The sequence below is a fragment of the Jannaschia donghaensis genome, from assembly GCF_001403795.1.
GTDB classification, from domain to species: domain Bacteria; phylum Pseudomonadota; class Alphaproteobacteria; order Rhodobacterales; family Rhodobacteraceae; genus Jannaschia; species Jannaschia donghaensis.
The window spans coordinates 936,477-963,450 of the sequence record NZ_CXSU01000012.1 but is presented as its reverse complement, the minus strand read 5'-3'; the positions used below and the strand labels follow the sequence as shown (position 1 = coordinate 963,450).

27 protein-coding genes and 2 tRNA genes are annotated in these 26,974 nt (G+C 62.8%); 22 read left to right on the top strand and 7 right to left on the bottom strand.

Annotated elements, in window-relative coordinates; genetic code table 11:
- Positions 1–8 precede the first annotated feature (8 nt).
- From pdxH to JDO7802_RS13895, 5 genes are all read left to right on the top strand, one after another.
- On the top strand, positions 9–626 hold the full coding sequence (gene pdxH / locus JDO7802_RS13915) for a pyridoxamine 5'-phosphate oxidase (protein WP_055086524.1): 618 nt from the start codon (positions 9–11) through the stop codon (positions 624–626).
- Positions 627–819: 193 nt separating this feature from the next.
- Positions 820–1,362 (top strand): cold-shock protein, encoded by a 543-nt coding sequence (locus JDO7802_RS13910; protein WP_055086522.1) that lies wholly within the window; start codon positions 820–822, stop codon positions 1,360–1,362.
- A complete protein-coding gene (locus JDO7802_RS13905; protein WP_055086520.1) occupies positions 1,338–1,847 on the top strand; it encodes a DUF192 domain-containing protein in 510 nt (169 codons plus the stop codon). The genes JDO7802_RS13910 and JDO7802_RS13905 overlap by 25 nt, the downstream gene beginning before the upstream one ends.
- Before the next feature lie 42 nt (positions 1,848–1,889).
- A tRNA-Pro gene (locus tag JDO7802_RS13900) sits at positions 1,890–1,966 on the top strand.
- A gap of 604 nt (positions 1,967–2,570) precedes the next feature.
- The gene (locus JDO7802_RS13895) at positions 2,571–6,266 is read left to right on the top strand and encodes a vitamin B12-dependent ribonucleotide reductase (protein WP_055086518.1); all 3,696 of its coding nucleotides are present in this window, start codon (positions 2,571–2,573) and stop codon (positions 6,264–6,266) included.
- Between the two features lie 395 nt (positions 6,267–6,661).
- Here the strand turns inward: JDO7802_RS13895 and JDO7802_RS13890 are convergent, their stop codons facing one another.
- From JDO7802_RS13890 to miaA, 3 genes are read right to left on the bottom strand one after another with little or no spacing between them, the layout of a single operon-like run.
- Positions 6,662–7,528, bottom strand: coding sequence for a DUF1206 domain-containing protein (locus JDO7802_RS13890; RefSeq protein ID WP_055086516.1), 867 nt, complete (start codon positions 7,526–7,528; stop codon positions 6,662–6,664).
- Positions 7,529–7,584: 56 nt separating this feature from the next.
- Complete coding sequence (locus tag JDO7802_RS13885; RefSeq protein ID WP_055086514.1) at positions 7,585–8,427, bottom strand: AraC family transcriptional regulator; 843 nt, start codon at positions 8,425–8,427, stop codon at positions 7,585–7,587.
- Between the two features lie 39 nt (positions 8,428–8,466).
- Complete coding sequence (miaA, locus tag JDO7802_RS13880; protein WP_055086512.1) at positions 8,467–9,369, bottom strand: tRNA (adenosine(37)-N6)-dimethylallyltransferase MiaA; 903 nt, start codon at positions 9,367–9,369, stop codon at positions 8,467–8,469.
- 84 nt (positions 9,370–9,453) lie between these two features.
- Here miaA and pyrH point away from each other — a divergent pair, with 84 nt between their 5' ends.
- The 14 genes from pyrH to JDO7802_RS13815 all read left to right on the top strand — a co-directional run bounded on the left by pyrH (position 9,454) and on the right by JDO7802_RS13815 (position 21,921).
- Positions 9,454–10,188 (top strand): UMP kinase, encoded by a 735-nt coding sequence (gene pyrH, locus JDO7802_RS13875; RefSeq protein WP_055086510.1) that lies wholly within the window; start codon positions 9,454–9,456, stop codon positions 10,186–10,188.
- A gap of 91 nt (positions 10,189–10,279) precedes the next feature.
- Positions 10,280–10,837 carry a ribosome recycling factor gene (gene frr, locus JDO7802_RS13870; protein WP_055086508.1) on the top strand — a complete coding sequence of 186 codons (558 nt, stop codon included), beginning with the start codon at positions 10,280–10,282 and terminating at the stop codon, positions 10,835–10,837.
- Between the two features lie 76 nt (positions 10,838–10,913).
- On the top strand, positions 10,914–11,645 hold the full coding sequence (gene uppS, locus JDO7802_RS13865; RefSeq protein ID WP_055086506.1) for a polyprenyl diphosphate synthase: 732 nt from the start codon (positions 10,914–10,916) through the stop codon (positions 11,643–11,645).
- A complete protein-coding gene (locus JDO7802_RS13860; protein ID WP_245624197.1) occupies positions 11,642–12,517 on the top strand; it encodes a phosphatidate cytidylyltransferase in 876 nt (291 codons plus the stop codon). The genes uppS and JDO7802_RS13860 overlap by 4 nt, the downstream gene beginning before the upstream one ends.
- Positions 12,517–13,677 (top strand): 1-deoxy-D-xylulose-5-phosphate reductoisomerase, encoded by a 1,161-nt coding sequence (gene dxr / locus JDO7802_RS13855; RefSeq protein ID WP_055086504.1) that lies wholly within the window; start codon positions 12,517–12,519, stop codon positions 13,675–13,677. Before JDO7802_RS13860 ends, dxr begins: the two co-directional genes overlap by 1 nt.
- Before the next feature lie 21 nt (positions 13,678–13,698).
- On the top strand, positions 13,699–15,042 hold the full coding sequence (gene rseP, locus JDO7802_RS13850) for an RIP metalloprotease RseP (RefSeq protein WP_055086502.1): 1,344 nt from the start codon (positions 13,699–13,701) through the stop codon (positions 15,040–15,042).
- A gap of 118 nt (positions 15,043–15,160) precedes the next feature.
- On the top strand, positions 15,161–15,286 hold the full coding sequence (locus JDO7802_RS18720) for a hypothetical protein (RefSeq protein WP_275934861.1): 126 nt from the start codon (positions 15,161–15,163) through the stop codon (positions 15,284–15,286).
- Positions 15,287–15,418: 132 nt separating this feature from the next.
- Positions 15,419–17,788 (top strand): outer membrane protein assembly factor BamA, encoded by a 2,370-nt coding sequence (bamA, locus tag JDO7802_RS13845; protein WP_083481253.1) that lies wholly within the window; start codon positions 15,419–15,421, stop codon positions 17,786–17,788.
- Positions 17,789–17,793: 5 nt separating this feature from the next.
- Positions 17,794–18,402, top strand: coding sequence for an OmpH/Skp family outer membrane protein (locus JDO7802_RS13840; protein WP_187298147.1), 609 nt, complete (start codon positions 17,794–17,796; stop codon positions 18,400–18,402).
- A gap of 58 nt (positions 18,403–18,460) precedes the next feature.
- Entirely contained in the window at positions 18,461–18,922 is a 462-nt protein-coding gene (gene fabZ / locus JDO7802_RS13835) for a 3-hydroxyacyl-ACP dehydratase FabZ (RefSeq protein WP_055086500.1), read from the top strand.
- Complete coding sequence (gene lpxA / locus JDO7802_RS13830) at positions 18,919–19,716, top strand: acyl-ACP--UDP-N-acetylglucosamine O-acyltransferase (RefSeq protein ID WP_055086498.1); 798 nt, start codon at positions 18,919–18,921, stop codon at positions 19,714–19,716. The genes fabZ and lpxA overlap by 4 nt, the downstream gene beginning before the upstream one ends.
- Positions 19,717–19,718: 2 nt before the next feature.
- Complete coding sequence (locus tag JDO7802_RS13825; protein ID WP_055087260.1) at positions 19,719–20,498, top strand: LpxI family protein; 780 nt, start codon at positions 19,719–19,721, stop codon at positions 20,496–20,498.
- Positions 20,495–21,625 (top strand): lipid-A-disaccharide synthase, encoded by a 1,131-nt coding sequence (gene lpxB / locus JDO7802_RS13820; protein ID WP_055086496.1) that lies wholly within the window; start codon positions 20,495–20,497, stop codon positions 21,623–21,625. Before JDO7802_RS13825 ends, lpxB begins: the two co-directional genes overlap by 4 nt.
- Positions 21,626–21,844: 219 nt before the next feature.
- Positions 21,845–21,921, top strand: a tRNA-Arg gene (locus tag JDO7802_RS13815).
- A 359-nt stretch (positions 21,922–22,280) separates the two neighbouring features.
- Here JDO7802_RS13815 and JDO7802_RS13810 read toward each other — a convergent pair.
- A complete protein-coding gene (locus JDO7802_RS13810) occupies positions 22,281–22,880 on the bottom strand; it encodes a TetR/AcrR family transcriptional regulator (protein ID WP_055086494.1) in 600 nt (199 codons plus the stop codon).
- Between JDO7802_RS13810 and JDO7802_RS13805 the strand changes: the two genes are divergently transcribed.
- From JDO7802_RS13805 to JDO7802_RS17720, 3 genes are all read left to right on the top strand, one after another.
- A complete protein-coding gene (locus JDO7802_RS13805; protein ID WP_144430622.1) occupies positions 22,879–23,493 on the top strand; it encodes a hypothetical protein in 615 nt (204 codons plus the stop codon). The two genes, JDO7802_RS13810 and JDO7802_RS13805, sit on opposite strands and share 2 nt — an antisense overlap.
- A 38-nt stretch (positions 23,494–23,531) precedes the next feature.
- Complete coding sequence (locus tag JDO7802_RS13800) at positions 23,532–23,999, top strand: nuclear transport factor 2 family protein (RefSeq protein WP_055086490.1); 468 nt, start codon at positions 23,532–23,534, stop codon at positions 23,997–23,999.
- Between the two features lie 80 nt (positions 24,000–24,079).
- The gene (locus tag JDO7802_RS17720) at positions 24,080–25,012 is read left to right on the top strand and encodes a LysR family transcriptional regulator (protein WP_083481174.1); all 933 of its coding nucleotides are present in this window, start codon (positions 24,080–24,082) and stop codon (positions 25,010–25,012) included.
- Here the strand turns inward: JDO7802_RS17720 and JDO7802_RS13795 are convergent.
- The 3 genes from JDO7802_RS13795 to trbG form a co-directional block, all read right to left on the bottom strand.
- The gene (locus JDO7802_RS13795; RefSeq protein WP_055086488.1) at positions 24,963–25,211 is read right to left on the bottom strand and encodes a DUF2274 domain-containing protein; all 249 of its coding nucleotides are present in this window, start codon (positions 25,209–25,211) and stop codon (positions 24,963–24,965) included. The two genes, JDO7802_RS17720 and JDO7802_RS13795, sit on opposite strands and share 50 nt — an antisense overlap.
- Positions 25,208–26,431, bottom strand: coding sequence for a TraB/TrbI/VirB10 family type IV secretion system protein (locus tag JDO7802_RS13790; protein ID WP_055086486.1), 1,224 nt, complete (start codon positions 26,429–26,431; stop codon positions 25,208–25,210). The genes JDO7802_RS13795 and JDO7802_RS13790 overlap by 4 nt, the downstream gene beginning before the upstream one ends.
- Before the next feature lie 3 nt (positions 26,432–26,434).
- On the bottom strand, positions 26,435–26,974 hold a 540-nt coding region (gene trbG / locus JDO7802_RS13785; RefSeq protein ID WP_083481173.1), incomplete at its 5' end, for a P-type conjugative transfer protein TrbG.

The following is a 26,974-nucleotide window of genomic DNA, read 5'->3' as shown; positions in this document are numbered from 1 at the left end:
GGGCCTAGATGGGCGACGAACGGGACGGAATCTTCGCAGGCGACGACCCGGTGGCCATCGCCGCGCGGTGGCTGGAGGAAGCGACGGCGAGCGAGCCGGAAGACCCCAACGCGATCGCCATCGCCACGGTGGACACCGACGGCATGCCGAATGTTCGGATGGTTCTGCTGAAGGAAATCGAAGTCGGGGAGGGGGCGTTCGTCTTCTATACCAACTTCGAAGGTCAGAAGGGTCAGGAGCTGGCGGCCACGCCGAAAGCCGCCTTCGTCATGCACTGGAAGAGCCTGCGCCGGCAGGTGCGGGTGCGCGGGCATGTGGAGCGGGTGTCGGACGCGCAGGCCGACGCCTATTACGCCTCCCGCTCGTTGCAGTCGCGGTTGGGGGCCTGGGCGTCGGATCAGTCGCGCCCGCTGGACAGTCGTGCGGCGCTGATGGCGAAGGTCGCCAAGGTCACGGCGACCAAGGGGCCATTGCCGTCGCGTCCGCCGCATTGGGGCGGGTTCCGGATTCGTCCGGTCGAGATCGAGCTGTGGGCCGATGGCGCATTCCGGCTTCATGATCGGTTTCGATTTACCCCGGCAGCGGACACATCGGGCGGATGGACGGCCACCCGGCTCAACCCTTGATCGCCTTTTTTGGCGGACGGCGGATTTCCGCACAACTTCCGGTCGGGCCGGTCACGCGACAACAGTGTAATGCCAGCAAGATCTTATATTAATAGTTAACGACTTGTTAACCGTATGTGACACTACGGTAAGGAAAGACTGGGCTCGTCAGGGGGTTGAATGTGTAGCCGCTGGCGCACTATCGCATTTGCATATGTATCAGAATAAAGACATTCCCGTGGCAAGTGACGCGGAACAGGCGCTTCAGATCGTCGGGACCGTCAAATGGTTCGACGCAACGCGCGGATTCGGCTTTGTGGTCTGCGATGGCCTGGATCGTGACATCCTGCTTCATGCCAATGTGCTGCGCGCGTTTGGCCAAAGCTCCATCCTCGATGGAAGCCGTGTCGTCCTGACGTATCAGACCAGCGAACGTGGTCTGCAGGCGATTCAGGTGCTGGACGTGCGTCCGCCCGAAATCGACCCGCTTCAAGCGACGCCTGAATACATGCGCGACCCGCCACCCGATGCGCCCTATCTGCCGGCGCGGGTAAAATGGTTCGACAAGAGCAAAGGCTTCGGCTTCGTGAACGTCTTCGGCAGCACCGATGACATCTTCGTTCACGTCGAGGTTCTGCGCCGCTTCGGACTTGCGGACGTGCTTGCCGGTGAGGCATTTTGCGTTCGCGTCCTGGAAGGTGCGCGGGGCAAGCTGGCGGTCGAGGTGCGCAGATGGGAATTCTTCACGGACGACTGACGCGGCGTGCCCTGATCGGGGCGCTGACGGCCCTGCTGCTTCTGCCGGGTGTGGCCGGCGCGAAAACCACTTCGCCGATTTGCGACGAAAACCGGGTGGAGGTGCGTGGGGACTTCGGGTCGGTCCGGTTCAAGGTCGAACTGGCGATGACACCGCAGGAACAGGCGCAGGGCCTCATGTTTCGCGAAAGTCTGCCGCGCATGGCCGGAATGCTGTTCGTCTATCCGCGCGAATCGTCGGTGTCGTTCTGGATGCGCAATACGCTGATCCCGCTGGACATGATCTTCGTGGACCAGACAGGCACGATCGTTCGCGTACACTCCGAAGCCATTCCACTGGACGAGACGCCGATTCCGGCAGGTGCCCCAACGTTGGCGGTGCTGGAAATCAACGGTGGCCTGGCCGCGCGCCTTGGCATCGATGCCGGCGATCAGCTGCGCAGCCCTGCGTTGCCGCAAGACAAAGCGGCCTGGCCCTGCAACTGAGGCTTTTCCCCGGTTCGATCCCCTGCTATGCGCGCCTCAGGTCGGGGCGTGGCGCAGCCTGGTAGCGCACCTGTTTTGGGTACAGGGGGTCGGAGGTTCGAATCCTCTCGCCCCGACCAATCCGTTCTTTCGGCACAGCCGGAATGAACGGTCGTCGGCACCCGGCGATTTTCCCACAGTCCGATGTCTTCGCAGACGTGGTGCCGACGATTTTCGGCGGCCGGTGATTCCCGTGCCGATTCCCAGCGGCCACCAGATGTGGTGTTAAATATCGCCGGTCGCCACTAGGGAAGGCCGGTGCGGAGCATGAACAACCTGTGGATCGATCTGTATGACCGGTACCGTGGCGCCTTGGTCACGCTGCCGCTGCGATTGAATTCCGGGCACTCGCAGATGTCGGGCAAGGAAATACAGGGCTTTCCCGGATGTGACGTCTGCGGCGCGAATCTGGCGGATCGGCGAAGGATCCGGTCAAGCCAAAGAATTACGAAAGTTCGCCCTTATCCACATTGACCGAGCGCGGATGGCGCAGGTAGTGGTGTGACTGGCGGCGAAGGCTACCACATATAGTGGCCACACCGCCGAGCGGGCAGCAGTCATCCAACGCGATCCTTATGCCTTACCGGCAACAGGACGGCTCACATGGCGGCCCCGACCAGGGACGATGATTTTTGAACGGATGGGCCCGTGGGCCGTCCGGTTAGCATGAACGGGAGCATTACCATGCGGCTTGAGCGGAAATTCACGAAGGACGGCCAGGATGCCTACGCGGCGCTGAACTTCACGACGACGACGTCGGAAATTCGCAACCCGGACGGCACCACCGTCTTCAAGCTGGACGCCGTGGAAATCCCCGAAGGTTGGAGCCAGGTCGCATCCGACGTGATCGCGCAGAAATACTTCCGCAAGGCCGGCGTTCCTGCCGCACTCAAGCGCGTCAAGGAGAAGGGCGTGCCCGAGTTCCTTTGGCGCTCCGTCCCCGATGAGGATGCGCTGGCCAAGATGGACGAGGATGCGCGTTTCGGCGGCGAAACGTCGTCCAAGCAGGTGTTCGACCGCTTGGCCGGGGCCTGGGCCTACTGGGGTTGGAAAGGTGGGTATTTCACGTCCGAGTCGGACGCTCAGACCTACTTCGACGAAATGCGCGTGATGCTGGCCCGTCAGATGGCCGCACCGAATTCACCGCAGTGGTTCAACACCGGTCTGCATTGGGCCTACGGCATCGACGGTCCGGCGCAGGGCCATCACTATGTCGACCCCAAGTCTGGCAAGTTGGTCCGCTCCAAGTCGTCTTACGAGCATCCGCAGCCGCACGCCTGCTTCATTCAATCGGTGGCCGATGACCTGGTGAACGACGGCGGCATCATGGATCTCTGGGTTCGCGAAGCGCGCCTGTTCAAATACGGCTCCGGCACCGGCACCAACTTCAGCCACCTGCGCGGGGCGGGCGAATCGCTTTCGGGCGGGGGCAAGTCCTCCGGTCTGATGGGGTTCCTGAAGATCGGTGACCGCGCGGCGGGTGCCATCAAATCGGGCGGCACCACGCGGCGCGCGGCCAAGATGGTCATCGTGGATATGGATCACCCCGACATCGAAGCCTTCATCGACTGGAAGGTCATCGAGGAGCAGAAGGTCGCGGCCATCGTGGCCGGCAGCAAGGCGCACCAGGCACAGCTGACGAAAGTCATGGACGCCGTGCGCGCCTGGGACGGAACGCTGGCCGATGCCACCGACCCGGCAGTGAACGACACACTCAAGGGCGTGATCCGTGCCGCCAAGAAGCACATGATTCCCGAAGCCTACATCCTGCGCGTGCTGCAATACGCCAAGCAGGGCTATGATAGCATCGAATTCCCGGTCTATGACACCGACTGGGATTCGGAGGCCTACAACTCGGTCTCGGGCCAGAACTCCAACAACTCGGTCCGTGTGACCAACGCCTTCCTGCACGCCGTCGAAAAAGACGCCGATTGGGAGCTGACGAACCGCCGTGACGGCAAGGTCGCCAAAACCATCAAGGCGCGCGATTTGTGGGACAAGGTGGGCCACGCGGCCTGGGCCTGCGCCGATCCGGGCATCCAGTTTCACGACACTGTCAACGACTGGCACACCTGCCCCGAAGACGGCGCGATCCGGGGGTCGAACCCCTGTTCGGAATATATGTTCCTGGACGACACGGCCTGTAACCTGGCGTCGATGAACCTGCTGAAGTTCCTGAACGAGGACGGCAGCTTCGATCACGACGGCTATATGCACGCCGCGCGGTTCTGGACGATCACGTTGGAGATTTCGGTCGCCATGGCGCAGTTCCCGTCCAAGGAAATCGCGCAGCGGTCGTATGATTTCCGCACGCTGGGTCTGGGCTATGCCAATATCGGCGGTCTGCTGATGAACATGGGACTGGGGTATGATAGCCGCGAGGGTCGTGCTTTGTGCGGTGCCCTGACGGCGGTAATGACCGGCGTGTCCTATGCCACGTCGGCCGAAATGGCCGGCGAGCTGGGGCCGTTCCCGGGCTACAAGAAGAACGCCAAGCACATGCAGCGCGTGATGCGGAACCACCGTCAGGCCGCGTTGGGCAAGACGGACGGCTATGAGAAACTGGCCGTGAAGCCGGTCGCGCTCGACATCGAAGGCTGCCCCGACAAGACGCTGACCGACCTGTCGGCCTCTATCTGGGACGACGTGGTTTCGCTGGGTGAGAAGCACGGTTTCCGCAACGCGCAATCCACCGTTATCGCGCCCACCGGCACGATCGGTCTGGTCATGGATTGCGACACCACGGGGATCGAGCCGGACTTCGCGCTGGTGAAGTTCAAGAAACTGGCCGGGGGTGGTTACTTCAAGATCATCAACCAGTCGGTGCCTGCTGCCCTGCGCAAGTTGGGCTACGGCGAGGCGCAGATCGGGGAGATCATCTCTTACGCCGTGGGTCACGGGTCGCTTGGAAATGCGCCGGGCATCAACCACACCTCGCTGATCGGGCATGGCTTCGGTCAGGAGGAGTTGAAGAAAGTCGAAGCGGCGCTGCCGTCGGCCTTCGACATCCGCTTCGTGTTCAACCAGTGGACCCTGGGCGAGGAGTTCTGCACCAAGACGCTGGGCATTCCGGCGGCCAAGCTGAACGACCCGACCTTCGATCTGCTGCGCCATCTTGGGTATTCCAAGAAGGACATCGAGGCCGCGAACGACCACGTTTGCGGAACGATGACGCTGGAAGGGGCCCCGGCGCTCAAGGACGAGCATCTGGTGGTGTTCGATTGCGCCAACCCCTGCGGCAAGAAGGGCAAGCGCTTCCTGTCGGTGGAAAGCCACATCCACATGATGGCCGCCGCGCAATCGTTCATCTCGGGCGCGATCTCCAAGACGATCAACATGCCGAACTCGGCCACGATCGAGGACTGCAAGGCATCGTATGAGCTGTCCTGGTCCCTGGGCGTGAAGGCCAACGCGCTCTATCGTGACGGCTCCAAGCTGTCGCAGCCGCTGGCCGCGTCGCTGGTGGAAGACGACGACGACGCCGCCGAGATCCTGGAGACGGGGACGCCGCACGAGAAGGCCACCGTCATGGCCGAAAAGATCGTCGAGAAGATCGTGGTCAAGGAATACCTGAAGGCCGCCCGAGAGAAGCTGCCGGAACGGCGCAAGGGTTATACCCAGAAGGCCGTCGTCGGCGGGCACAAGGTGTACCTGCGCACCGGCGAATATGCCGACGGCAACCTGGGCGAGATCTTCATCGACATGCACAAGGAGGGGGCCGGCTTCCGCGCGATGATGAACAACTTCGCCATCGCGATCAGCGTCGGCCTGCAATACGGCGTGCCGCTGGAGGAGTTCGTGGATGCCTTCACCTTCACCAAGTTCGAACCGGCCGGCATGGTGCAGGGCAACGACAGCATCAAGAACGCCACGTCGGTGTTGGACTACATCTTCCGGGAGCTCGCCGTCAGCTATCTGGATCGCGAGGACCTGGCCCACGTGAAGCCGCAGGGCACCACGTTCGACAGCATCGGTGAGGCGGAGGCCCCGACCGGGGACGACGGCAACGTCGCACCCATCGGTCAGTCGGCGGCGTCGAAGTCGCTGGAGGTCATCAAATCGGTGACATCCTCGGGCTACCTGCGCAAACGCCTCCCTCAGGATCTTGTCGCACTGCGCGGTGGGATGGATCAGGTCGCCGCCGAACTGGCCGGATCGACGGCGATGCCCACGGGCTTTGCCGAGGGCACGCAAGCCACCTATGCCGCGACGACGACCACGACGGTCGCCGCGCAAGCGACGGGCATGGATGCGCGGGTCAAGGCCAAGATGCAGGGTTATGAGGGCGAGGCCTGCGGCGAGTGCGGCAACTACACCCTTGTGCGCAACGGAACCTGCATGAAGTGCAACACCTGCGGCGGGACGTCTGGGTGTAGCTGAAGAAACTTGGGTTGAGGCGCGGTGTCCTACCACCGCGCCCCAGCCTTGCCCTGAGTATCTGGCACATCAGAGGTCAGCAATTTCGCCCCCTTAGGGTCGATGACCTTCTTTGGTTATAATAGCGGGTGAGCTGAAAGCGTGCCTTCCAATTGTCCCCGCGTTTCACAGCTTGGGGATAACCTTGGAAGGGGTGAGATTTTGAAAAGACGCAATAGCGAAGTTACGGGCACCAAAGCTGCCAGCGTTACATCGAAGGTTATTCGCAATCCGACGTCCAGCTAAGCCGCAAAGACCGCAGCCGCGTCGGCGCTGACGCAGCGACCAAACACGAAGTAACCTGCATTATCTGTCGATAATTGTGGGGATCGGGGCGGTGTAAATCACCGCCCCGTCTTTCACGCCGCGGCGCTTTTCGCTTTGGCCTTCATCTTCTTGCCCAACGTTTCGATGTCGTCGCCGGCGACCTTCGGGATGATGCGGTAGGCGGCGTTCACGAAGCAGAAGAACGCGAAGCCCAGCAGGCCGACACAGATCGCGATGACGAGGAATTTGCCGAATGGTTGGGTGTAGAGCCATTCGAAGGCCTTGCCCATGCCGCCGGCTTCCTCGGGGTTGCCGTTGAGGCCGGCGGCCACTAAGAAGCATCCGACGATGACGATCAGGATCCCCTGTGCGATGACGCCGGCGCGCAACGCCCAGTCCCAGTTCTGGGTGAAGTGGTTGGCGCGCAGCTTCTGGCGATACTTCGCTTTCCAGCCTTTTATCACGTAGTAGATGCCAGCGCCGATCGTCGCCAGCCCGCCCAACCCGATGATCCAGGCACCACCCGGCCAGCCGAGAACGGTGCTGACGATGCCGGAAATGCCACCACCGCCGCCGCCGCTTTCACCACCACCCGACGACAGGCCGAGGCCGAGCGCGAGCGACAGGGCGAGCGCGCCGAGCGCGCCGTGGATCAGGCCCGTGACGATCATTCCGGTACGGGCCACCATACCCTTGGCATCGGACCCCTCATCTTCGAGATCCTCCGCCGCGTCGATACCGCGCCAGATACAATAGGCGAAGAGACCGATCGCGATGAGCCAGAGCACCGCGACGCCCCAGGTGCTTTCGGACAGCGATTTGAGCGCGGAACTCGTGCCCTGGGCCTGGCCGCCTTGCCAGATTCCCCAAAGCGATAGGCCCGCGACGGCCAGATAAGTGACGCCGCGACCGGCATAGCCGGCCCGCATCACGGGGATAGTCCATTTAAGATCGGCCATAATGCAGGTTCTCCGGTTGTTGGCATGTCAACCGTGGGAGGGCCGCGCGGTTCCCCTTAGGTCTGCGCGACGCGGCGGGCTTCGGCGCGGAAGGCCGACGGTGTGTGGCCGGTTTCGCGACGAAACGCGCGTGAGAAATAGGCGGCGGAGGAGTAGCCAAGCTCTGTGGCAATGGTCGCGGCAGTGTCGTCTTTATCGGCCAATCGGCGGCGTGCCTCGTGCATCAGACGCGCCTGCATATAAGCGGCGGCGGTCATCCCGGCGGTGCCGCGCAAGGTTCGGGTCAGATGGGTCGGTGTCACGCCAAGGTCCGCGCCGATGTCTTCCAGCGTCGCGCCACTGCCCAAGCGGTCTTCCACCCGGCGCGTAAACCGCGCGGCGAGCGCTGCGGCGCGGGGCAGGGGCGTGGGGGGCTGCGCGCTGGCCACCCGTTCGATCAGCGCGGAGACGAGAATGATGCGCCCCAATGCGCCGCGCCCTTCGGCAGGATTGGACAGGTCGCCATGCCGGCCCAGCCGGTCGATCAGGCCCGACAACTCCGCCTGTGTTGAGACGTCGGACAGGCGCAGGATCCGGGGGGCGTCCGGCAGGGGGGCTTCGAACAGGGCAGGAAGACGCAACAACGTGCCTTCGGTCATCGCGCCGGGTTCGATGGCGAAGGGCGTTCCGGGCGGAATGCAGATGGCGGTCAACGGTTGGAACCCGCGTGTTCGGCCCAGTATCGTGATGCGCCCCTGGCCGCGCTGCATCCAGATCACGACGGGCAGGGATTCGACATGCGGCACCGACCGCCGCCAACGCCCATGACGGATCAGGGGGGTGACCATCTCCAGCCGAAGGCCGGTCAGGCGCTCCGCTTCCGACAGGCCTTGCGACTCGAAAAGGCGAATGCGTGACATGGGCCATCGGACCACGCGCGCCGCACCCCTGTCAAAGCGTCAGAGCGTTGCCGCGTCGACACCCCTCCATCCCGCCATGCGGGCGCGGAACCACGTGCGCTGACGCTTGGCATAGCGGCGGGTGGCGACGATGGCGGCGGCGCGGGCCTGGTCCAACGTCATCTCGCCGCGCAGATGGGCGATCAGCTCGGGCGCGCCGATGGCCTGCGCCGCATTCAATGTCGGGTCCCACCGTGGCAGGACGGCCCGCGCCTCCTCCAAGGCACCATCGTCGAGCATTTGGTCGAAGCGGCTCTCGATCCGTGGATCCAGCCAGTCTTTGGGCGCGTCGATGCGCAGGGGCAGGGCGGTGGTGAGCGGAACCAATGGGGGTGGGGTGTCGGCCTGCCAATCGCGGATGGATCGGCCGGTATGGCGCGCCACCTCCCATGCGCGCATCACGCGCATCGGGTTGGCCAGATCGATGTCGGCGCGCACGTCGTCGGTCAGTTCCGCGGCCAGGGCGTCAAGCCCGATGACCTCCAAGCGCGCCGTCGCTTCGGCCCGGATGTCGGGGGGCGTTGTCGGAATATCGGCCAGCCCCTCGGTCAGCGCGCGGAAATAGAGCCCGGTGCCGCCGACGATGATTGGGCGCGCACCGGTCAGCAGCGGTGTCACGTCACGCAGCCAATCACCGACGGAATAGGATCGGGTCCAAGCGACGTGACCATACAGCGCGTGGCGCGCGCGCGCCGTCTCGGCCGGGGATGGGCGCGCGGTCAAGCTGCGCCAGTCGGCGAAGACCTGGAGCGCATCGGCGTTGATGATCGTGCCGCCCGACCGCTCCGCGATGCTCAGTGCCAGGGCCGACTTGCCCGATGCCGTCGGACCGGCGATCAGGACGGGGGTTCGAGGTAACAGGTTGTCCAGTGCTTCCAGCATCTTGCGCGGTGTTCTTCCCATGTGCCCCGCAACCGGCCTTCGCGGTTGCCCGTCTTGGAGTATTCCGCCATACCCGGCACCGCAACGGACATGAGGGGCAGCACGATGCAGGATCAGGACACTGGTGGCGGCAAACCCCTTAGACGCGTAATGCTGAAGATTTCGGGCGAGGCGCTGATGGGACCCCAGGGCTTCGGCCTGCATCCCCCCACCGTCGAACGGATCGCCCGCGAAGTGCAGTCGGTCCATGAGATGGGCGTCGAGATCTGCATGGTGATCGGTGGCGGCAACATTTTCCGCGGGTTGCAGGGCAGCGCGCAGGGGATGGAGCGGACGACGGCCGATTACATGGGGATGCTGGCGACGGTGATGAACGCGCTGGCGATGCAGGGCGCGATGGAGAGCCTCGGCATCCACACCCGTGTCATTTCCGCCATTCCGATGGATCAGGTCTGCGAACCCTATATCCGGCGCCGTGCGGTGCGGCACCTTGAAAAAAAGCGCGTCGTCATCTTCGCAGCCGGTACGGGAAACCCCTATTTCACGACCGACACGGCGGCAACGCTGCGGGCAAGCGAGATGTCGTGTCAGGCGATCTTCAAGGGCACTAAGGTCGACGGGGTTTACGACAAGGACCCCGAAAAACACGACGACGCGGTACGATACGACACGATCACCTATGACGAGGTGCTGCAGAAACACCTGAAGGTCATGGATGCGTCGGCCATAGCGCTGGCGCGCGAGAACGGGCTGCCGATCATCGTGTTCTCCCTGGATGCGGAAGGCGGCTTCAAGTCCATCCTTGCCGGCACGGGCGTTTGCACGCGGGTCGACGGCTGAGGCCACACCTGCGCGACGCCTGCACTCCAACCGCCTTTCCCTGCGAGCAAACCCCGGATATACCCCGGCCAAAGCCTGCGGGAGACAAGATATGGCCGACGAATTCGACCTCGACACCAAAGACCTGGAACGCCGGATGGATGGCGCGATGGCCAGCCTGCGCACCGAATTCGGATCGCTGCGAACGGGCCGCGCCTCCGCTTCGATGTTGGAGCCGGTGATGGTCGACGCCTACGGCAGCCCCACCCCGATCAACCAGGTCGGCACCGTCAACGTGCCCGAGCCGCGGATGGTCACCGTCAACGTCTGGGACAAGGGCCTGGTCGGCAAGGTCGAGAAGGCCATCCGCGAGAGCGGGTTGGGCATCAACCCGCAGCTGAACGGCACCATCATCATGCTGCCCATCCCCGAGTTGAACGAGGAACGGCGCCGTGACCTGACCAAAGTCGCCGGGCAATACGCCGAAGGCACCCGCGTCGCCATCCGCAACATTCGACGCGACGGAATGGACAAGATCAAGAAAGCCGACGGCCTGGCCGAGGACGAGGCCAAGATGTGGGAGACGGAGGTCCAGGATATGACCAACGCCTATATCAAGAAGATCGATCAGGCGCTGGAAGAGAAACAAGCCGAGATCATGCAAGTCTGAGCAATGCGCGCCCGGTCCGCCGGGTGACGTGAGGGACGGGCCGGACCGGCCCGCCGCCGACCGGGGAGAGGCGCAGATGCCAGCCGACACCAAGAGCAGCGACACGACGGGCCCGCGCCACGTTGCCTTCATCATGGATGGCAACGGCCGCTGGGCGGAAATGCGCGGCAGGCCGCGTCTTCTGGGTCACCGCGCCGGGGCCCGGCGGGTGCGCGAGATTGTGGAATCCTGCCCCGATCTGGGTGTCGAATATTGCACGATCTTCGCCTTCTCGACGGAAAACTGGAAACGCACACAGGCAGAGGTGTCGGGTCTGATGTCGCTGTTCCGGCGCTATATCCAGACCGAAGCGCAGACGCTGCTCAAGCAGGGGACGCGGGTGCGGTTCATTGGCGACAGGCTTCGGCTGGATGCCAAGCTGCGCGGCCTGATGGATATGATCGAGGCGCTGACAGCCCATAACACCCGCTGCCATCTGACGATCGCGCTCAATTACGGGGGTCGGGATGAGGTGGCGCGCGCGACCAAGCGTCTGGCCCGCGACGTGGCCGACGGGCGGCTGGACCCCGACGCGATCACCGACCAGACGCTGCCGCGCTATCTTGACACGCACGTCCTGCCGGACCCCGATCTGGTGATCCGCACCAGCGGGGAGGCGCGGATTTCCAATTTCCTGTTGTGGCAATCAGCATACGCGGAATACGAGTTCGTCGACACCCTCTGGCCTGATTTCACCCGCGAAAAGCTGGAAGAAATACTGGGGCGGTATGGCGGACGCGAGCGGCGGTTTGGTGGGGTGACGATATGAACGACCGGCCCGATCCCACCCCCGAACAGGACGAAGAAGAACCGCCCCTGTTCGATTTCACCATGGACCCGCCGATCGAGCCGCAGGTCGCGGGACGCTTTCAAGACCTTGCCCCGCGGCTGGGCACGGCCGTCTTCCTGTTCGTGATCGGCGGCGTGGCGATTTGGGGCGGGGGGCTTTGGTTCGTCACCCTGATTTCGGTCTGCGTCGGTCTGATGCTTTGGGAGTTGGCGACGATGCTGCGCACCGGGCCAAAGCGCGCGATGCTGATGGCGATCATGGGGGGTGGGACGTTGTTCGCGGCGAACGTGCTTCCCATCGGGTTCGGGCTGCCGCTTCTGATGCTGGTGCCGATGGCGGGTATCGCCTTCATCCGTAAACACCGTCGTATCATGGTCGGCTTCACCGCGGCGATTGTGCTGGCGGGGTTGAGCCTGACGCAGCATCTGACGAATTTCGGGCTGGTTTGGATGATCTGGCTGATCGCGGTCGTCGTCATGTCCGACGTCGCCGGGTATTTCGCCGGTCGGACGTTGGGCGGTCCGAAATTCTGGCCCCGCGTCAGCCCCAAGAAGACGTGGTCGGGAACGATCGCGGGTTGGATCGGGGCCGCCATCGTCGGCTTGATCTGGACCGTCTGGCAGGATGCGGGGTGGGAAACGGTCGGGATCTCCGTCGCCCTCGCCATGATGGCGCAGATGGGCGATATCGCGGAATCGGCCGTCAAACGGAAGATGGGCGTCAAGGACAGCTCCAACCTCCTGCCGGGTCACGGTGGCCTGTTCGACCGGTTCGATGCGATGCTGGGAGCGGCCCTGATGCTGCTGGTCATTGAGAGTCTGTCGGAATTCCCACCGATCCCAGGCGTCTGATGCGACGCATATCGATCTTCGGGGCCACCGGCTCCATCGGGCAGAACACGCTGGACCTGCTGACGCCCGGCTCGGTCAAGATCGTCGTTTTGACGGGGGGGGCCAATATCGCGCGCCTTGCCGAAGACGCGATCCGGTTTGGCGCGGACCTGGCGGTGACGGCCTTCGACGACCGGCTGGCAGACCTGCGCGCGGCCCTTGCCGGCAGCGGGGTCGAGGCGGCGGCGGGGCAGGGGGCATTGGCGGACGCGGCAGACTGTCCCGCCGATTGGATCATGTCGGCCATCGTGGGCAGCGCGGGGCTGGTCCCTTCCCTGCGCGCCGCGCGTCACGGCACGACGCTGGCGTTGGCGAACAAGGAAAGCCTGGTCTGTGCCGGCCCTCTGTTGTTGGCGGAGGCGCATCGCCATGGCACGACGATCCTGCCGGTCGACAGCGAACATTCCGCCGTCTTTCAAGCGCTGGTGGGCGAGGATATGCGCGCGGTCGAGAAGGTCATCATCACCGGATCGGGCGGCGGCCTGCGCGATGTTCCGCTGGACCGGCTGCACGATGCCACACCCGAACAGGCCGGCACGCACCCCAACTGGGATATGGGCGCACGGATCACGGTGGATTCCGCGTCGATGTTCAACAAGGGGATGGAGTTGATCGAGACGAAGGAGTTCTTCGGCCTGCCGGCGTCGAAGATCGACACGGTCATTCATCCGCAAAGCCTGATCCACGCGCTGGTGCAGTTCGACGATGGCGCGCTGATGGCGCATCTGGGCGCGCCCGACATGCGCCACGCCATCGGGTACGCGCTCAACTGGCCCGACCGCGCGCATGTACCGGTGGCGCGACTTGATCTGGCGGAAGTGGCGCGACTGGATTTCCACGCGCCCGACCCCGCGCGCTATCCGGCGCTGGCCATCGCGCGCGGCGTGATGGAGCGGGGCGGCCTGTCGGGGGCGGTGTTCAACGCGGCCAAGGAGGCGGCGCTGGACCTGTTTCTGGACCGCGACATCCGCTTTACCGACATGGCCCCGCTGGTGGAGCGGACGCTGGAGGGTATGTACGCGACGGGATGCCTTGATGCCGCCACGTTGAACCTCGATATGGTGCTTCAAACGGACCGGCAGGCCCGCGACGTCGCGCGCGACATCGCCCCCACGCTCTGAAGGCAGAAGGAAAGATCCCCGATGGCAGATATCGCAACGCAGTTCGGCGGCTTCGCCTGGATGATCCTGGCCTTCGTCATCGCGCTGTCGATCATCGTCGCCATCCACGAATACGGCCATTATATCGTCGGCCGCTGGTGCGGGATCAAGGCGGATGTCTTCTCCATCGGGTTCGGCCCGATCCTTGCGTCCAAGGTCGACCGGCACGGCACCCGTTGGCAGGTCGCCGCGTTGCCCTTGGGCGGCTACGTCAAGTTCCGGGGCGACGGCAACGCCGCGTCCGTTGGCGATGACGGGACCGTGGCCGAGATGACCGCGTCCGAGCGGGCCGAAACGATGACCGGGGCTTCGCTCTGGCGGCGTGCGGCGACCGTCGCCGCGGGGCCGATCTTCAACTTCATCCTGGCCATCGTGCTCTATGCCGGTCTTGCGATGATCTTGGGTCGCGGCACCGACACGCCGACCGTGGGGGACCCGGTGCCGCTGCCGGCGGATATGCAGACGCTTCAACCCGGTGACGAAATCGTGTCGGTCGCGGGCTTCGACGTGACGGACATCGCCGATCTGGGCGCGCTGATCGATCAGCTGCCGTCGGCCCCGACGCTGCCCTACGAAGTCGAACGCGACGGCAACCTGATCGAGGTCGACGCCATCGCGCCGGTGCCCGCCCGCGCATCGACCGTGCAGCCGCGTTCGGCGGCCTGGGACATCGGAATGCGGCCCGGTGATGTCATTTTGACCGCCGACGGGGAAGACCTGCACTCCTTCGCCGATCTGCAGGCCGCCGTGGCCGCGGTGGGCGACGGCACGGTCGCGCTGACCGTCTGGCGCGACAGCGGCGGTGACGGAGAAGTTCTGGAGTTCGCCCTGCAGCCGCGGATGCGCGACATTCCCCTGCCAGACGGCGGGTTCGAAACGCGCCCCCTGATCGGCATCACGTCTAGCCTGGCGTTCGAAGGGGCGACCGAGCGGTCTGGCCCGATCGAGGCCGTGACCTTCGGGGCGACGCAGCTCTGGACGATTTTGGGACGGTCGATCTCGACGCTGGGATACATCGCGACCGGCCAGATCAGCACCTGCAATATGTCCGGCCCTATTGGTATCGCACAGACCAGCGCGGTCGCGGCCAGCCATGGTTTGGCCAGCTTCGTCGGCTTTATCGCGCTGCTGTCGGCGGGCGTTGGTCTGCTCAACCTTTTCCCGATCCCCGTTCTGGACGGGGGGCATCTGGTGTTTCACGCCTACGAGGCTGTGCGCGGCAAGCCGCCGTCGGACGGGGCGGTCAAGGTCCTGATGATCTTCGGTTTGTCGATCATGGGCGCGTTGATGATTTTCGTGCTGTTCAACGACGTTACCTGCACCTGACCGGGCGAGGGGCTGTTTGCGCGGCGGGGGCGAAACGGTCCAGAATCGTCGCATAACCGCCCAATTCCCGCCCCATTCGGACGGCATCTACCGAACTTGAACTAGTGAGGTTTCTGCAATGCGTCATGTACAGAATGGATATCGCGGTCTTTCGGTCTTCATGGGCCTGAACATCGACCGTTTCTTGGCCGCCTTCTCGATCGGCGGTGCGATCCTGCTGGCAAGCTGGATCCAGTCTCTCTGAGCCGCCCCCGCGGCTTTTACACCTTCAATTTTTATAGGCGGCGGACCCCAGATTTTGGGGGTCTGCCGCTTTGACATGCTTCATGCCGTTCGCTAGTGACGATCAAAGACGATCGAAACGGGGCGGATGGACATGATGGATCACGACGGCGCGCGGGCGGGTCGGGGCGCAAAGACCCTGATCGCTGCCGGATTTGTTGGATTGCGCCTTGGTCTCGTGACCGCCGCGGGCACGCTTGGCCTGGGTGTGACACTGTCTGCCGAGGCGCAGAGTTTCCGGTTCCAGACCTTCGAGGTGCAGGGCAACACCCGCATCGAAACCGCATCGATCCTGTCGACGCTGGGCGTCACGCCCGGTCAGACGATCAGCGCGGGACAGCTCAACGACGGGTTCCAGCGCCTGCAGGCATCGGGTCTGTTTGAAACCGTGGAAATCGTGCCGCAGGGGTCCAAGCTGCTGGTGATCGTCAACGAGTTTCCGACGATCAACCGCATCTCGATCGAGGGCAATGCACGGCTGTCGGACGATGACCTGCAGACCGTGATCGGAAGCCAGGTTCGCCGGGTATACTCCCCTCGGCAGGCCGAAAGCGATGCGGCCGCGATATCGGATGCATATGCGACCGGGGGTCGTCTGGCAGCGACGGTGCAACCCAAGATCATCCGCCGCAGCGACAACCGCGTCGATCTGGTGTTCGAAGTCGCGGAAGGCCGCGTGTCCGAGGTTGAGCGGCTGAGCTTCGTCGGCAATCGCGCCTATTCCGACCGCCGCCTGCGCCGTGTTCTGGAGACCAAGCAGGCCGGTCTGTTCCGGGCGTTGGTCGGGTCGGATACGTTCGTGGCCGACCGCGTCGCCCTCGACACGCAGCTTTTGCGCGACTTCTATCTGTCGCGTGGCTATGCCGATATTCAGGTGCTGTCCGCCACGCCGGAGCTTTCGCCGAACCGCGATGCGTATTTCCTGACGTTCCGCGTGCAGGAAGGTCAGCAGTTCCGCTTTGGGCAGGCCGCCGCCGTCTCGACCCTGCCCGAAATCGACGTCGCGGCGTATCAATCCGAGATCCGCATCGACCCCGGCGATATCTTCAATCCGCAAACGCTGGAGCGGCAGATCCGTCGTCTTGAACTGCTGGCGACGCGGCAGGGCCTGACATTCGTGCGTGTTACGCCGCAGATCCGTCGCAACAATGCGACCCTGACACTGGACGTGGATTTCGTGCTGGAACGCGGCGAGCGTCTCTTCGTCGAGCGTATCGATATCGAAGGCAACGGCACCACGCTTGACCGCGTTATCCGGCGCGAATTCGACACGGTGGAAGGCGACCCGTTCAACCCGCGCGAAATCCGCGCCGCGGCCGAACGTATCCGCGCGTTGGGCTATTTCAGCGAGGCTGAAGTCACTGCCCGCGAAGGCACGGCCGCCGACCAAGTCATCGTCGACGTCGACGTAGAGGAGCAGCCGACCGGCGCGCTTGGCTTCGGGGTGAACTACTCCGTCCAGAGCGGCGTGGGCGTTTCGCTCAGCTTCTCGGAGAGCAACTTCCTGGGTCGTGGCCAGACGCTGAATTTCTCGATCGACACCGGCAGCGAGACGGGATCGACCAGTCTGAGCTTCGTCGAACCCTATTTCCTGAACCGCGACCTGGCGCTGTCGTTCTCGGTCTTTGCGAGCGAAAGTTCCGAAGACACGTTTACGTTCAACACGCAAAGCGTCGGCTTCCAGACCGGGATTGAATTTCCGGCGGGCGAATACAGCCGTCTGGGGCTGTTCTACGGTATCAGTCAGGACAAGCTGGAGGCGCGCGACGATGTCGAATTGTCGCCGATTCTGCTTGCGGACGAAGGCAAGTCGATCACGTCGTTCGTCGGGTACACGTACAATTACAACACGATCGGGGTCGGGTTGGACCCGACGCGGGGCGTGCGCCTGCGCTTCGGTCAGCAGTTTGCGGGTGTCGGCGGGGACGAAGAATTCATCAAGACCACCTTCCTTGCCGCGGCGCAGCGGACCGTGCGCAACGATGAGATTACGCTGAACGCGACGTTTGAAGGCGGCGTCATCAACACACTCAACGATGATGCGTCCCGTCAGTCGAACCGGTTCTTCAATCGCCCTAACATCATCCGCGGGTTCGAGGCGGGCGGCATCGGGCCGCGCGACCTGAACTTCGACGATGCGTCGTTGGGCGGCAATTATTTCGTGGCCGCGCGGTTTGAGGCGCAGTTCCCGCTGGGGTTCATCCCCGAAGAATACGGCATCACCGCCGCGACCTTCCTCGACGTCGGCTCCGTCTGGGGCCTGGATGATACATCGACGACATTGGGCGTTGGCGGCGCGGATGCGAATGTGGACGATGATTTCTATCTCAACTCTGCCGTCGGCGTCGGGTTCTTGTGGGAAACTGCGATCGGCCCGCTGCGCTTCAACTTCACGCGTCCGATCAACAAGCGCGATTTCGATGTCGAGCAGAATTTCGACCTGACGATCCAGACGCGCTTCTGATGGGGATGCGCCTGGTGGCCCTGGCCGCCTGCCTGGCGGCGTCGCCCGCCATGGCACAACAGACCCCTGTCGAACCTTCGGTCGGAATTCCAACGTCTGCCGTCGTCGTTCTGGACCGTGATCTTCTGTTTACGGGAAGTCTTTTCGGACAACGGATCGCCCGCGACATCGAGGCCGCATCCGCCGACCTGGCCGCCGAAAACCGTCAGATCGAGGCCGATCTAGAGGCGGAGGAGCGGGCACTGACCGAACGGCGCGATGCAATGGATATGGCGGACTTCCGAGTTCTGGCTGCGGAATTTGACAATCGCGTCACCAGCATTCGGCAAACGCAAGACGCCAAAGCCCGCGCAATTAGTCAACAGACCGAACGCGCCCAGCAGATATTCCTGGAGCAGGCGAATCCGGTGCTGGTGCAACTGGCCCGGGACACCGGGGCGCTGGTCATTCTGGACCGTCGGATCGTCATCGCCTCGGCCGATCAGGTGGATATCACGAACTTGGCGCTGGAACGGATCGACGCGGTTCTGGGTGACGGGGGCAGCCTGCTTCAGGGCCCGCCCGCGCCGCGACCCGACCCGCCATCATCCGGGACACGGTCCGACGAAGACTAGCCGCGCTTGCCCCACACCGCGCCTGCACGCTAAGTCGGGGCACACGATAGGAAATGCCATGACCACCGAAGCCGACATCCACATGATCCAGCGGATCATTCCGCACCGCTATCCGTTCCTGCTGGTCGACAAGGTTCGCGATATCGCGGCGAATGTATCGGCCGTCGGGATCAAGAACGTCACCTTCAACGAGCCGCATTTTCAGGGTCACTTTCCCGGCGCGCCGATCATGCCGGGCGTCACCATCGTCGAGGCGATGGCCCAGACGGCTGCGGTCATGGTGGGCGTGTCCAACAATCTGGCCGACAAGAATTTCCTCGTCTATTTCATGGCCATCGACAACGCGAAGTTCCGGCGAAAGGTGGTTCCCGGCGACGTTCTGGAGCTGAAGGTCGACGTCACGCGCGGCAAGCCCGGTGCCAAAGTCTGGAAGTTTCACGGCGTCGCGACCGTCGGCGGGGACGTTGCCGCCGAAGCCGATTTCACAGCAATGATGGACTTGTCGAAGGACGACGCATGAGCGTCGATCCGACCGCGTCGATCCATCCTGCCGCCGTGGTGGAGGACGGGGCCGTCGTTGGACCGGGTGCCAAGGTCGGTGCTTTTTCCCTGATCGGGCCAAATGTCGTCCTTGCCGCCGGTGTCGACGTTCGCAGCCATGTCGTGCTGACCGGTCGGACCCGCGTGGGCGAAGATACGGTGATTTTCCCGTTTTCCTCCATCGGGGAGGTGCCGCAGGATCTCAAGTTCGGCGGTGAGGACACGTCATTGACCATCGGCGCGCGCAATCGCATTCGCGAACATGTCACGATGAACACGGGCACCGCGCAAGGCGGTGGCGAGACGATCGTCGGCGACGACGGGTTGTTCATGGCTGGCTGCCATATCGCGCATGATTGCCGCATCGGGAACCGCGTGATCGTGGTTAACCAGTCGGCCGTCGCGGGCCATTGCCAGATCGAGGATGACGTGATCGTCGGCGGCCTGTCGGGCATTCACCAATGGGTGCGGATCGGGCAGGGCGCGATCATCGGCGCGCTGTCGATGGTGACGAACGATGTGGTCCCCTATGGTCTGGTCGCCGGGCCGAGGGCGGAGCTGGACGGGCTCAACCTCGTCGGGCTCAAGCGCAAGGGCGTGGCGCGATCGGATATTCAGGCGCTTCGCGTCGCACTCCTGACGCTCAAGCAAGGCGAGGGCACGTTTCTGGAACGGGCCAAGCGGTTGGGGGATGAGACCGAAAGCGATTATGTGCATCGCATGGTCACCTTCATCACCGGCGCATCCGATCGCAGTTTCCTGGTGCCCAAGTGACCTTGGCGTTGATCGCCGGGCAGGGGGCATTACCGCAAGCGGTTGTCTCGGAGATTGGTGATCGACATTGGAAAGCGTTCCACCTCAAGGGGTTCGAGCCTGACGATAAGACGTCGGAGCCGTTTCGCGTCGAACACCTGGGCAGTTTTATCGCCGGGCTGACGGCGCAGGGCATCACCGATGTCTGCTTCGCCGGCGCGATCGGCCGACCCAAATTGGACCCGACCGCCATAGACGCGGCGACACTGCCGCTGGTGCCCCGGATGATGCAGGCGTTGCAGGCTGGCGATGACGCGGCCCTACGCCTGGTCCTGTCGCTGTTCGAGGAGGCGGGGCTGAATGTCGTCGCCGCGCAGGATGTGGCACCGTCGCTGCTTCGGGTGCCGACAGTCGGCGCGCCGTCCGACCGGGATTATGCCGACATCGAACGGGCCAAGATGGTCCACGCCGCGCTGTCCAATATGGACGTGGGGCAGGGATGTGTCGTGGCGCGCGGACAGGTCCTTGCGATTGAGGCAATGCCCGGAACGCAGTGGATGCTGGCCAGTCTGACCCACTTCGATGCGAAACCCGATGGCGGCGTATTCTTCAAGGCGGCGAAGGCGGGACAAGACCGCCGGATCGACATGGCAACCATCGGACCGGAGACTGTCGATCAGGCGGCGGCCGTAGGATTGAACGGCATCACGGTCGTACAGGACGCGGTTCTTGTCCTGCAACCTGACGTCGTTCGCACCCGGTTGGAGAAAACGGGTCTGTTCCTGACCGCGCTGCCGGCATGACCCGCATCTTCGTCATCGCAGGGGAGCCGTCGGGCGACCGTCTGGGCGCAGCCTTGATGCGTGGCTTGCAAGAGTTGGAGCCGGGCATCGCAATCGACGGGATCGGCGGGGCGGAGATGATTGCTGAAGGCCTCGACAGCTTGTTCGAAATGGAAATCCTGTCGGTCATGGGACTGACGGAAGTCCTGCCACGCTTGCCCGACCTTCTGCGACGGCGCGATCAGGCGGTCGCGGCCATCGCACAGACCGGGCCGGACATCCTGGTGACGATCGACAGCCCGGATTTCTGTCTGCGCGTCGCATCGCGGGCGAAGGCGGAAAATCCGACGTTGAAGGTCGTGCATTACGTGGCACCCTCGGTCTGGGCCTGGCGGGAAGGGCGCGCGTCCAAAATGGCGCGCAGCGTGGATCATGTTTTGGCGCTGCTGCCGTTCGAGCCGCCATATATGAAAGCCGCCGGAATGACCTGCGATTTTGTCGGTCACCCGGTGGTGGCAGAGCCGCAGGCGACCGCTGCGGAGATCGCCGCGTTCAAAACGCAGCACGGCGACAAGATCGCGCTGGTTCTTCCCGGATCGCGGCAGGGCGAGATTTCCCGCCTCGGGCCCATGTTCGGCGAGGCCTTGGCCCGTATTCCGCGCGACGCCCGCGTGGTCGTGCCGACCGTCCCGCATCTGGCCGATGCCGTGCGCGACATGGTGCGAAGCTGGCCGGGCGACCCGGTGGTGTTGGTGGATGCATCCGAGAAACGATGCGCCTTTGGGGCGGCGACGGCGGCGCTGGCCGCGTCGGGCACCGTCAGTCTGGAACTGGCAGCCAGCGGCACGCCTATGGTCATCGCCTATGACATGTCCTGGCTAAGCTGGCAGATTATCAGCCGCATGATGAAGATCGACACCGTGACACTGGTCAATCTGGTGGCCGAAGCGAAAGTCGTGCCGGAGTTCCTTGGTCCCGATTGCAGGCCCGGCCCGGTCGGCACCGCCTTTGCCCGTCTGTTGACCGTGCCGTCCGAACGCGAGCGGCAAGCCGAAGCCTTGGGGCGCACCATGGAGCGGTTGGGCCGTGGGGGGGAAGCACCGGGGCTGCGCGCCGCAAAATCCGTCTTGGCGCAGATGCCGAAGTGACTTGCGGCGCTGCGGGTTCGCAGCTATCTGCGAGCCGCAGGCAACCATAGCTCAGCTGGATAGAGCGCTGCCCTCCGAAGGCGGATGTCAAGTCTGGCGATGTCGAAAGGTGCTGGAAGAAAGAAGTGACTAAACAACGGCTTGGGCGGATATCGGGTTCGCTCTTCAAGAAGTCGAAAATCTCGCGTAAGCATGACGTAAGCATCTCGCGAACGGTATGCACCCGTAGCTCAGCTGGATAGAGCGCCGCCCTCCGAAGGCGGAGGCCAGAGGTTCGAATCCTCTCGGGTGCGCCATTTAATTCAATAAAATCAGTTATATAGTGCTAAAAATCGAAATCGACCAGTGGTCATTCGAAAGTCTGACGTAAGCGCTGCGCATCGGTCGCGATGAAATATCTCAGTGCTTTCAAAATGATGGGCGGTTTGTCACGCAAGCAGTCTATTTGGCAGGGTAGTGTCATGCCAGGAGGCGCGATCAGTCGGATCCACCCTACGGCGCGCATCGGGTTTGGCACGACGTGCGTCCGAAGGCGTCGATTGCATCTTGCTGCGATTGAACGCTTGGTGCGCCTGCAAGCGCTGCGCGCCCAACCAAGGTGTCGATGCCTTCCCAAAGATGTGGGCGACAGGCCATCGTCGCTCTGAACGTTTCCTTAGGGGAGATGCTGTTTCTGAGCCGCTAGCAACGCAACTTTCGCCAGGTCGTCGGCTGCTCTTCTGTCCAAAGGAGCATGGTCAAACATCAGCCGATACCACATTGGCCCGAATAACAGGTCACAGACTAGTTCGACATCTGTTTCGATAGGTAATTCACCCCGTCCGATAGCTTTCTGAATTAAAGATCTCACGTTTGCTCGTCGACGCTCCACAAAGACCTCACGCATCGACTCTGCAAAGTCTTCGTCTTGTAAGAGCTCGACGGCAAGAGCGCGCATAAGCGGCCTCAAGGTTGTAGATACTGCGGAAAAAGTGCCGCCCAATAGCGCCGCTACGTCTCCATCGAATGTCCCCGTATCCGGCAAGCCGACCGCTTGACCTGCTTTGTGGGCAAGAACCTCCATGAACAGCGGCGCCTTACCTTTCCACCATCGATAAATGGTCTGCTTAGCAACCCCGGCTTCCGCGGCGATTCGTTCTATCGTAGCGGCCGCATATCCCTCTCGCTGAAGCACTCGGAACGCCGCGTCTAACACGGCGGTGTGGCTCTTGGTGTCACGTGGCCGCCCTCTGGCGCTCGATGTCTGGTCGGTCATGACGTTCTCCTTTCGCAATTTAATAAACGCAACGTTGCGTATTGACAAGGCATGCGAGACACCTATATACGAGACGCAGCGTTGCGAAAAAGAGGTGCGTATGAAGAGACTTGCGACAGCACTTGTAGCCACGGCGCTTATGACAAGCGCCGCCACAGCACAGGAAACTGAGATGAAATTCGAAATATCAGGCGGCTACGCCTTCGGAGAAACGCATGACATCATGGATTTAGAGCAGTCCGTGATCGCCCGTGCGGGACATCTAACAGGCGCTTGGCAGTTTCGTTTTGAGGACGAAGAGGGACCAAGCGGCAACGCTCATTTGGATGCAGCTACCTTGTTCCGCTTGACACCCAGCGGTCCAAACCTGAGCGGCATTATGCGGTTTCACATGCATGAGATCGACGGCAGCGCACCTGGAACCGGGTGGTTGTACCTATCCTATGACGCAACAGAGCTTGAGTTCGAGGGCAGCAGCACGCGCTTCGTCGTCGAAGGCTCGTTCGTAGGCGGAACCGGTCGCTTCGAAGGCGCGACGGGAACCCTGCGCGTCACATCCATCAACGGCTTCGATACCGGCGGTGGTCAACTGATCCTCGCTGACAACCACTGAATACTTCCCACAATCGCAAACAGAAAGGACATATCATTTTGCGCAAGACAATTTTAGCCGCAGCCATCGCCACCATGGCAACTGCCGTTCAGGCCCAAGAGGTCATACAGACACAGATTTCTCCGGAAGGCAGCACCTATGATGCCGCCACGGTCCATGGCTGGGTTGAGGATTACTTTGAGGGAACCCGCAGCATGGACGCTGGCCAATGGGCATCCGCCTTCGCACCCAATGCGGTTCTAGACGACCCAGTCGGCGTCCCGGTGAAGACCACACCCGAGGAAATCCTTGCGCAAGGCGAGGGCTTCGTCAGCGCCTTCCAAGAGATTGGTCTCTACGAGAGCTTTGTCCATGTCGTTGGAAATGAGGCCGTCGCCAAATGGCAAGGTCGCGGCACGACGCCCGACGGCGTGGAGATTACTTTCGAGGGGATCAACCATTTCACCTTCAATGAAGATGGTCAGATCACCCTGCTCCGAGGCTTTTTCTCACCTCCTGGTCAGTGATCTCGGAGGAGTCTGACACCTACAGATCCTAGGGGTTCGCCAACTTGCGCCCAGTATGGCCTCATCAGCGTGCATCTCCCATGAAAGCGCCAACAACAGATATCTCACGGAAGATCGATGTCCGCGATTTGGAGATCCTATTGACGGTCGCCGAGACTTGCAGTTTTCGCAAGGCTGGCGATCGTCTCAATGTTGGCCAGTCAGCAGTATCTCGGCGCATTCAGAAACTCGAAGAGTTACTTGGTGTATCGCTATTTGGACGCCGACCCACGGGAGCGCGCATGACGGTCGCTGGGGCGGAATTTATTGCCTGTGCTAGCGCTGTTTATGAGAACTTGAATGCGGCGGTCGCACGGGCACGATCCAGCGCTATCGCCGATCTAGGAGAACTTCGAATAGGGACGATGTCTTCGTTTTCCAATGGCCCTCAACGTGCCTTGATCAAGGCGTTCGTTGAACGTCATCCATCCGTGCGTTTGAACTTTCTCGAATGCGAGCGTCGCCAGATGATGACCATGCTTGGACACCGGACGCTAGACGTCGTGATCACCATTGGTGAGAACTGGAAAGAGAATGGCGACAGCCTAGTCTTGGTATATGCGCCCGTGTATCTCGCGGTTGCTAGCGACGGGCCTTTGGCGAGCAATGACCGATTGAAATGGCAAGACGTGTCTGAGGAGGAGTTCCTGATTAGCGCTCGCGAGTCCGGCCCGGACGTTCGTGACTATATTGTTCGTCAAGTCACCGGTTTCGGTCGCGGCGTGTCGATCACACAACATCATCTGTGTCGCGATGGAATTATGAATCTTGTCGGTCTTGGATTTGGCATAACTGTGGTTGACGATCACGCAGCCGGCGCAAAATATCCCAATGTAACCCTCGTACCCATCGGCGACGGGAATGACCGAGTTCCCTTTTCACTGACTTGGCGTCCTGAAAACGATAATCCAGCGCTCCGTCGGTTTATCTCTCTGGCGCGGATTGAGGCGAAGCGAAACGGCGTTCTTTCCTGAGCTTTGCGAAGCCTCGATCGGTCTTCATGAAGCGCTCCAGCATAGGTGCGATCAGCTTTGCAGGTTCAAGCTTCTGCCCGTTCTCCTGTCCAAGGATCTCCGCATAAGCCGCGAGATCCCGATGCACCTGCGCTGGCAGATCCACAGTGAGCTTGACTGGCTTGTCATCCCTGATGTTGCCGAGCTTTAACTTGCTCATTGGTCATCTCCTTGCGGTTCGAGGATCAAATCGCGCGTGACCATCACCCGCACTGGAAATCCTGGCCGGATCGTCAGCGTCGGCGGAATGTTAAGCTGACGCTGGACGATGGCTTCGCCTGCGCGCCCGATCGTGTCTTGCGTGCCGTCTCGGATCGCTTCGGCGATCTCGTCGCCGCCATCCTCGCCGGTTTCGAGGCCGATATTGAGAATCGTGGCGAGACCGGCGGCACGGAACAACTGGCCCCAGTGATTATCGACACCGTCTTCGAGCCCGGCATATCCCGCCTGATCGGTGCCGAGCTGGCGTTCGAGCACGACGGAGCGTCCATCGGGTAGGATCAATCGGGTCCACGCCAAGAGGACGCGCCGCTGACCGGTTTCGACGCGGCTATCATATTCACCGACGAGGCGCGCGCCTTGCGGGATCAACAGGAACTGACCGGTTGGGCTGTCATAGACATTCGCGGTGACCTGCGCCGTGATCTGCCCGGGAAGATCGGAGCGTAGACCGGTCAGGAGCGCTGCCTCGATGACCGATCCGGCCTGCAGGACGTAAGGGCTCGGCAGCGATTGGAGCCGGTCCGCCGCAGTGGTCCTTCGGTCAACCTCGCGATCCAAGAAGGCTTCCTGTCGCTCCGTCGTGTCCGGTTGCCGTGCCTGGCCGGCAGATGCCGGAAACAGACCTTGCAGCGCAGGCGCCGGAGATGTTCCGGATACTGCCTGTGGGCGCGCAGCACCCACGCCACTCGATCTCGCGTCGGCAAAGAGCGTTGCGAGCCGCGCGGCTTCCGCCTCCTGCAAGCGCAGTTGTACTTCCGGATCGACGGCGGGGCCGGTCGCGGGCACGACGGGCACTGGCTCACCGCGACGCTGCGCCGACAGAACCGGGCGTCCCAGTTCTCCCGGAAGTGGTGGCCCAAGCTGCGGGACCGACGCATAGTCGCGTGGCAGACCCAAAAGACCCTCGGCCTCCTGGACCCGGTCCGTTGAGAAGAGTTCTGACGGCCCATCGCCCGGATCGGAACCTTGCAAGGCGACGATCAGGATCGCGCCGATGCCGAGCCCACCTGCGACGGTCAGGACCGTAATGGCCTTGCGCGAAAGCCGCATGACGCGAGGCGGATCGGGTCGCAGGCGCAGTTCTTTCGCGATGTCCTGTTCGGTGCGAGACACACTGTCGGCGGGTTCGTCCGTTTGCTGATTTTCGGTCCCGGTCATGGCTCAACGGTCCTCATCGGGCCGCCACGCGGAAACCACGCGCTCCTCACTTCGCTCGCTGCGCCGGACCCCATCAGTCCGCACGATCCGGACGACCCGCTGGCGGTCTCCAAGACGCAGCTCGGCGGCGGCGAAGAGCCGGTCGACGATCATGTAATTGCGCCGAATGCGGTAATTGACGAGCTGGCCGTCCCCTTCCGGTCCGATCACGAAGAGCGGCGGCATCTCGCCCTGGCCGATCCCGCGCGGAAACTCGATGAAGACCTGCCGCCCGTCATCGAAGGCGCGGCGCGGTCGCCAGGGCGCGCGGTCACCGGTGATCCGGTAGCGGAAGTTGAGATCGTCGAGATCGACATTGCGCCCGATCGGAAGGCTCGCCTCCGCGCGATCGTTTTCGCGACGCAGCGCAATCAACTCGTCTTCGGGGTACTGCCAAGAGACCGAGGCCATATAGGCCTGCGGCGTCGCGCGCAGTTCGAGATGATAGGTGCGCCGGTCTGTGTTGATGACGAGGTTGGTCACAAGATCAGGCCGGGTTGGTTT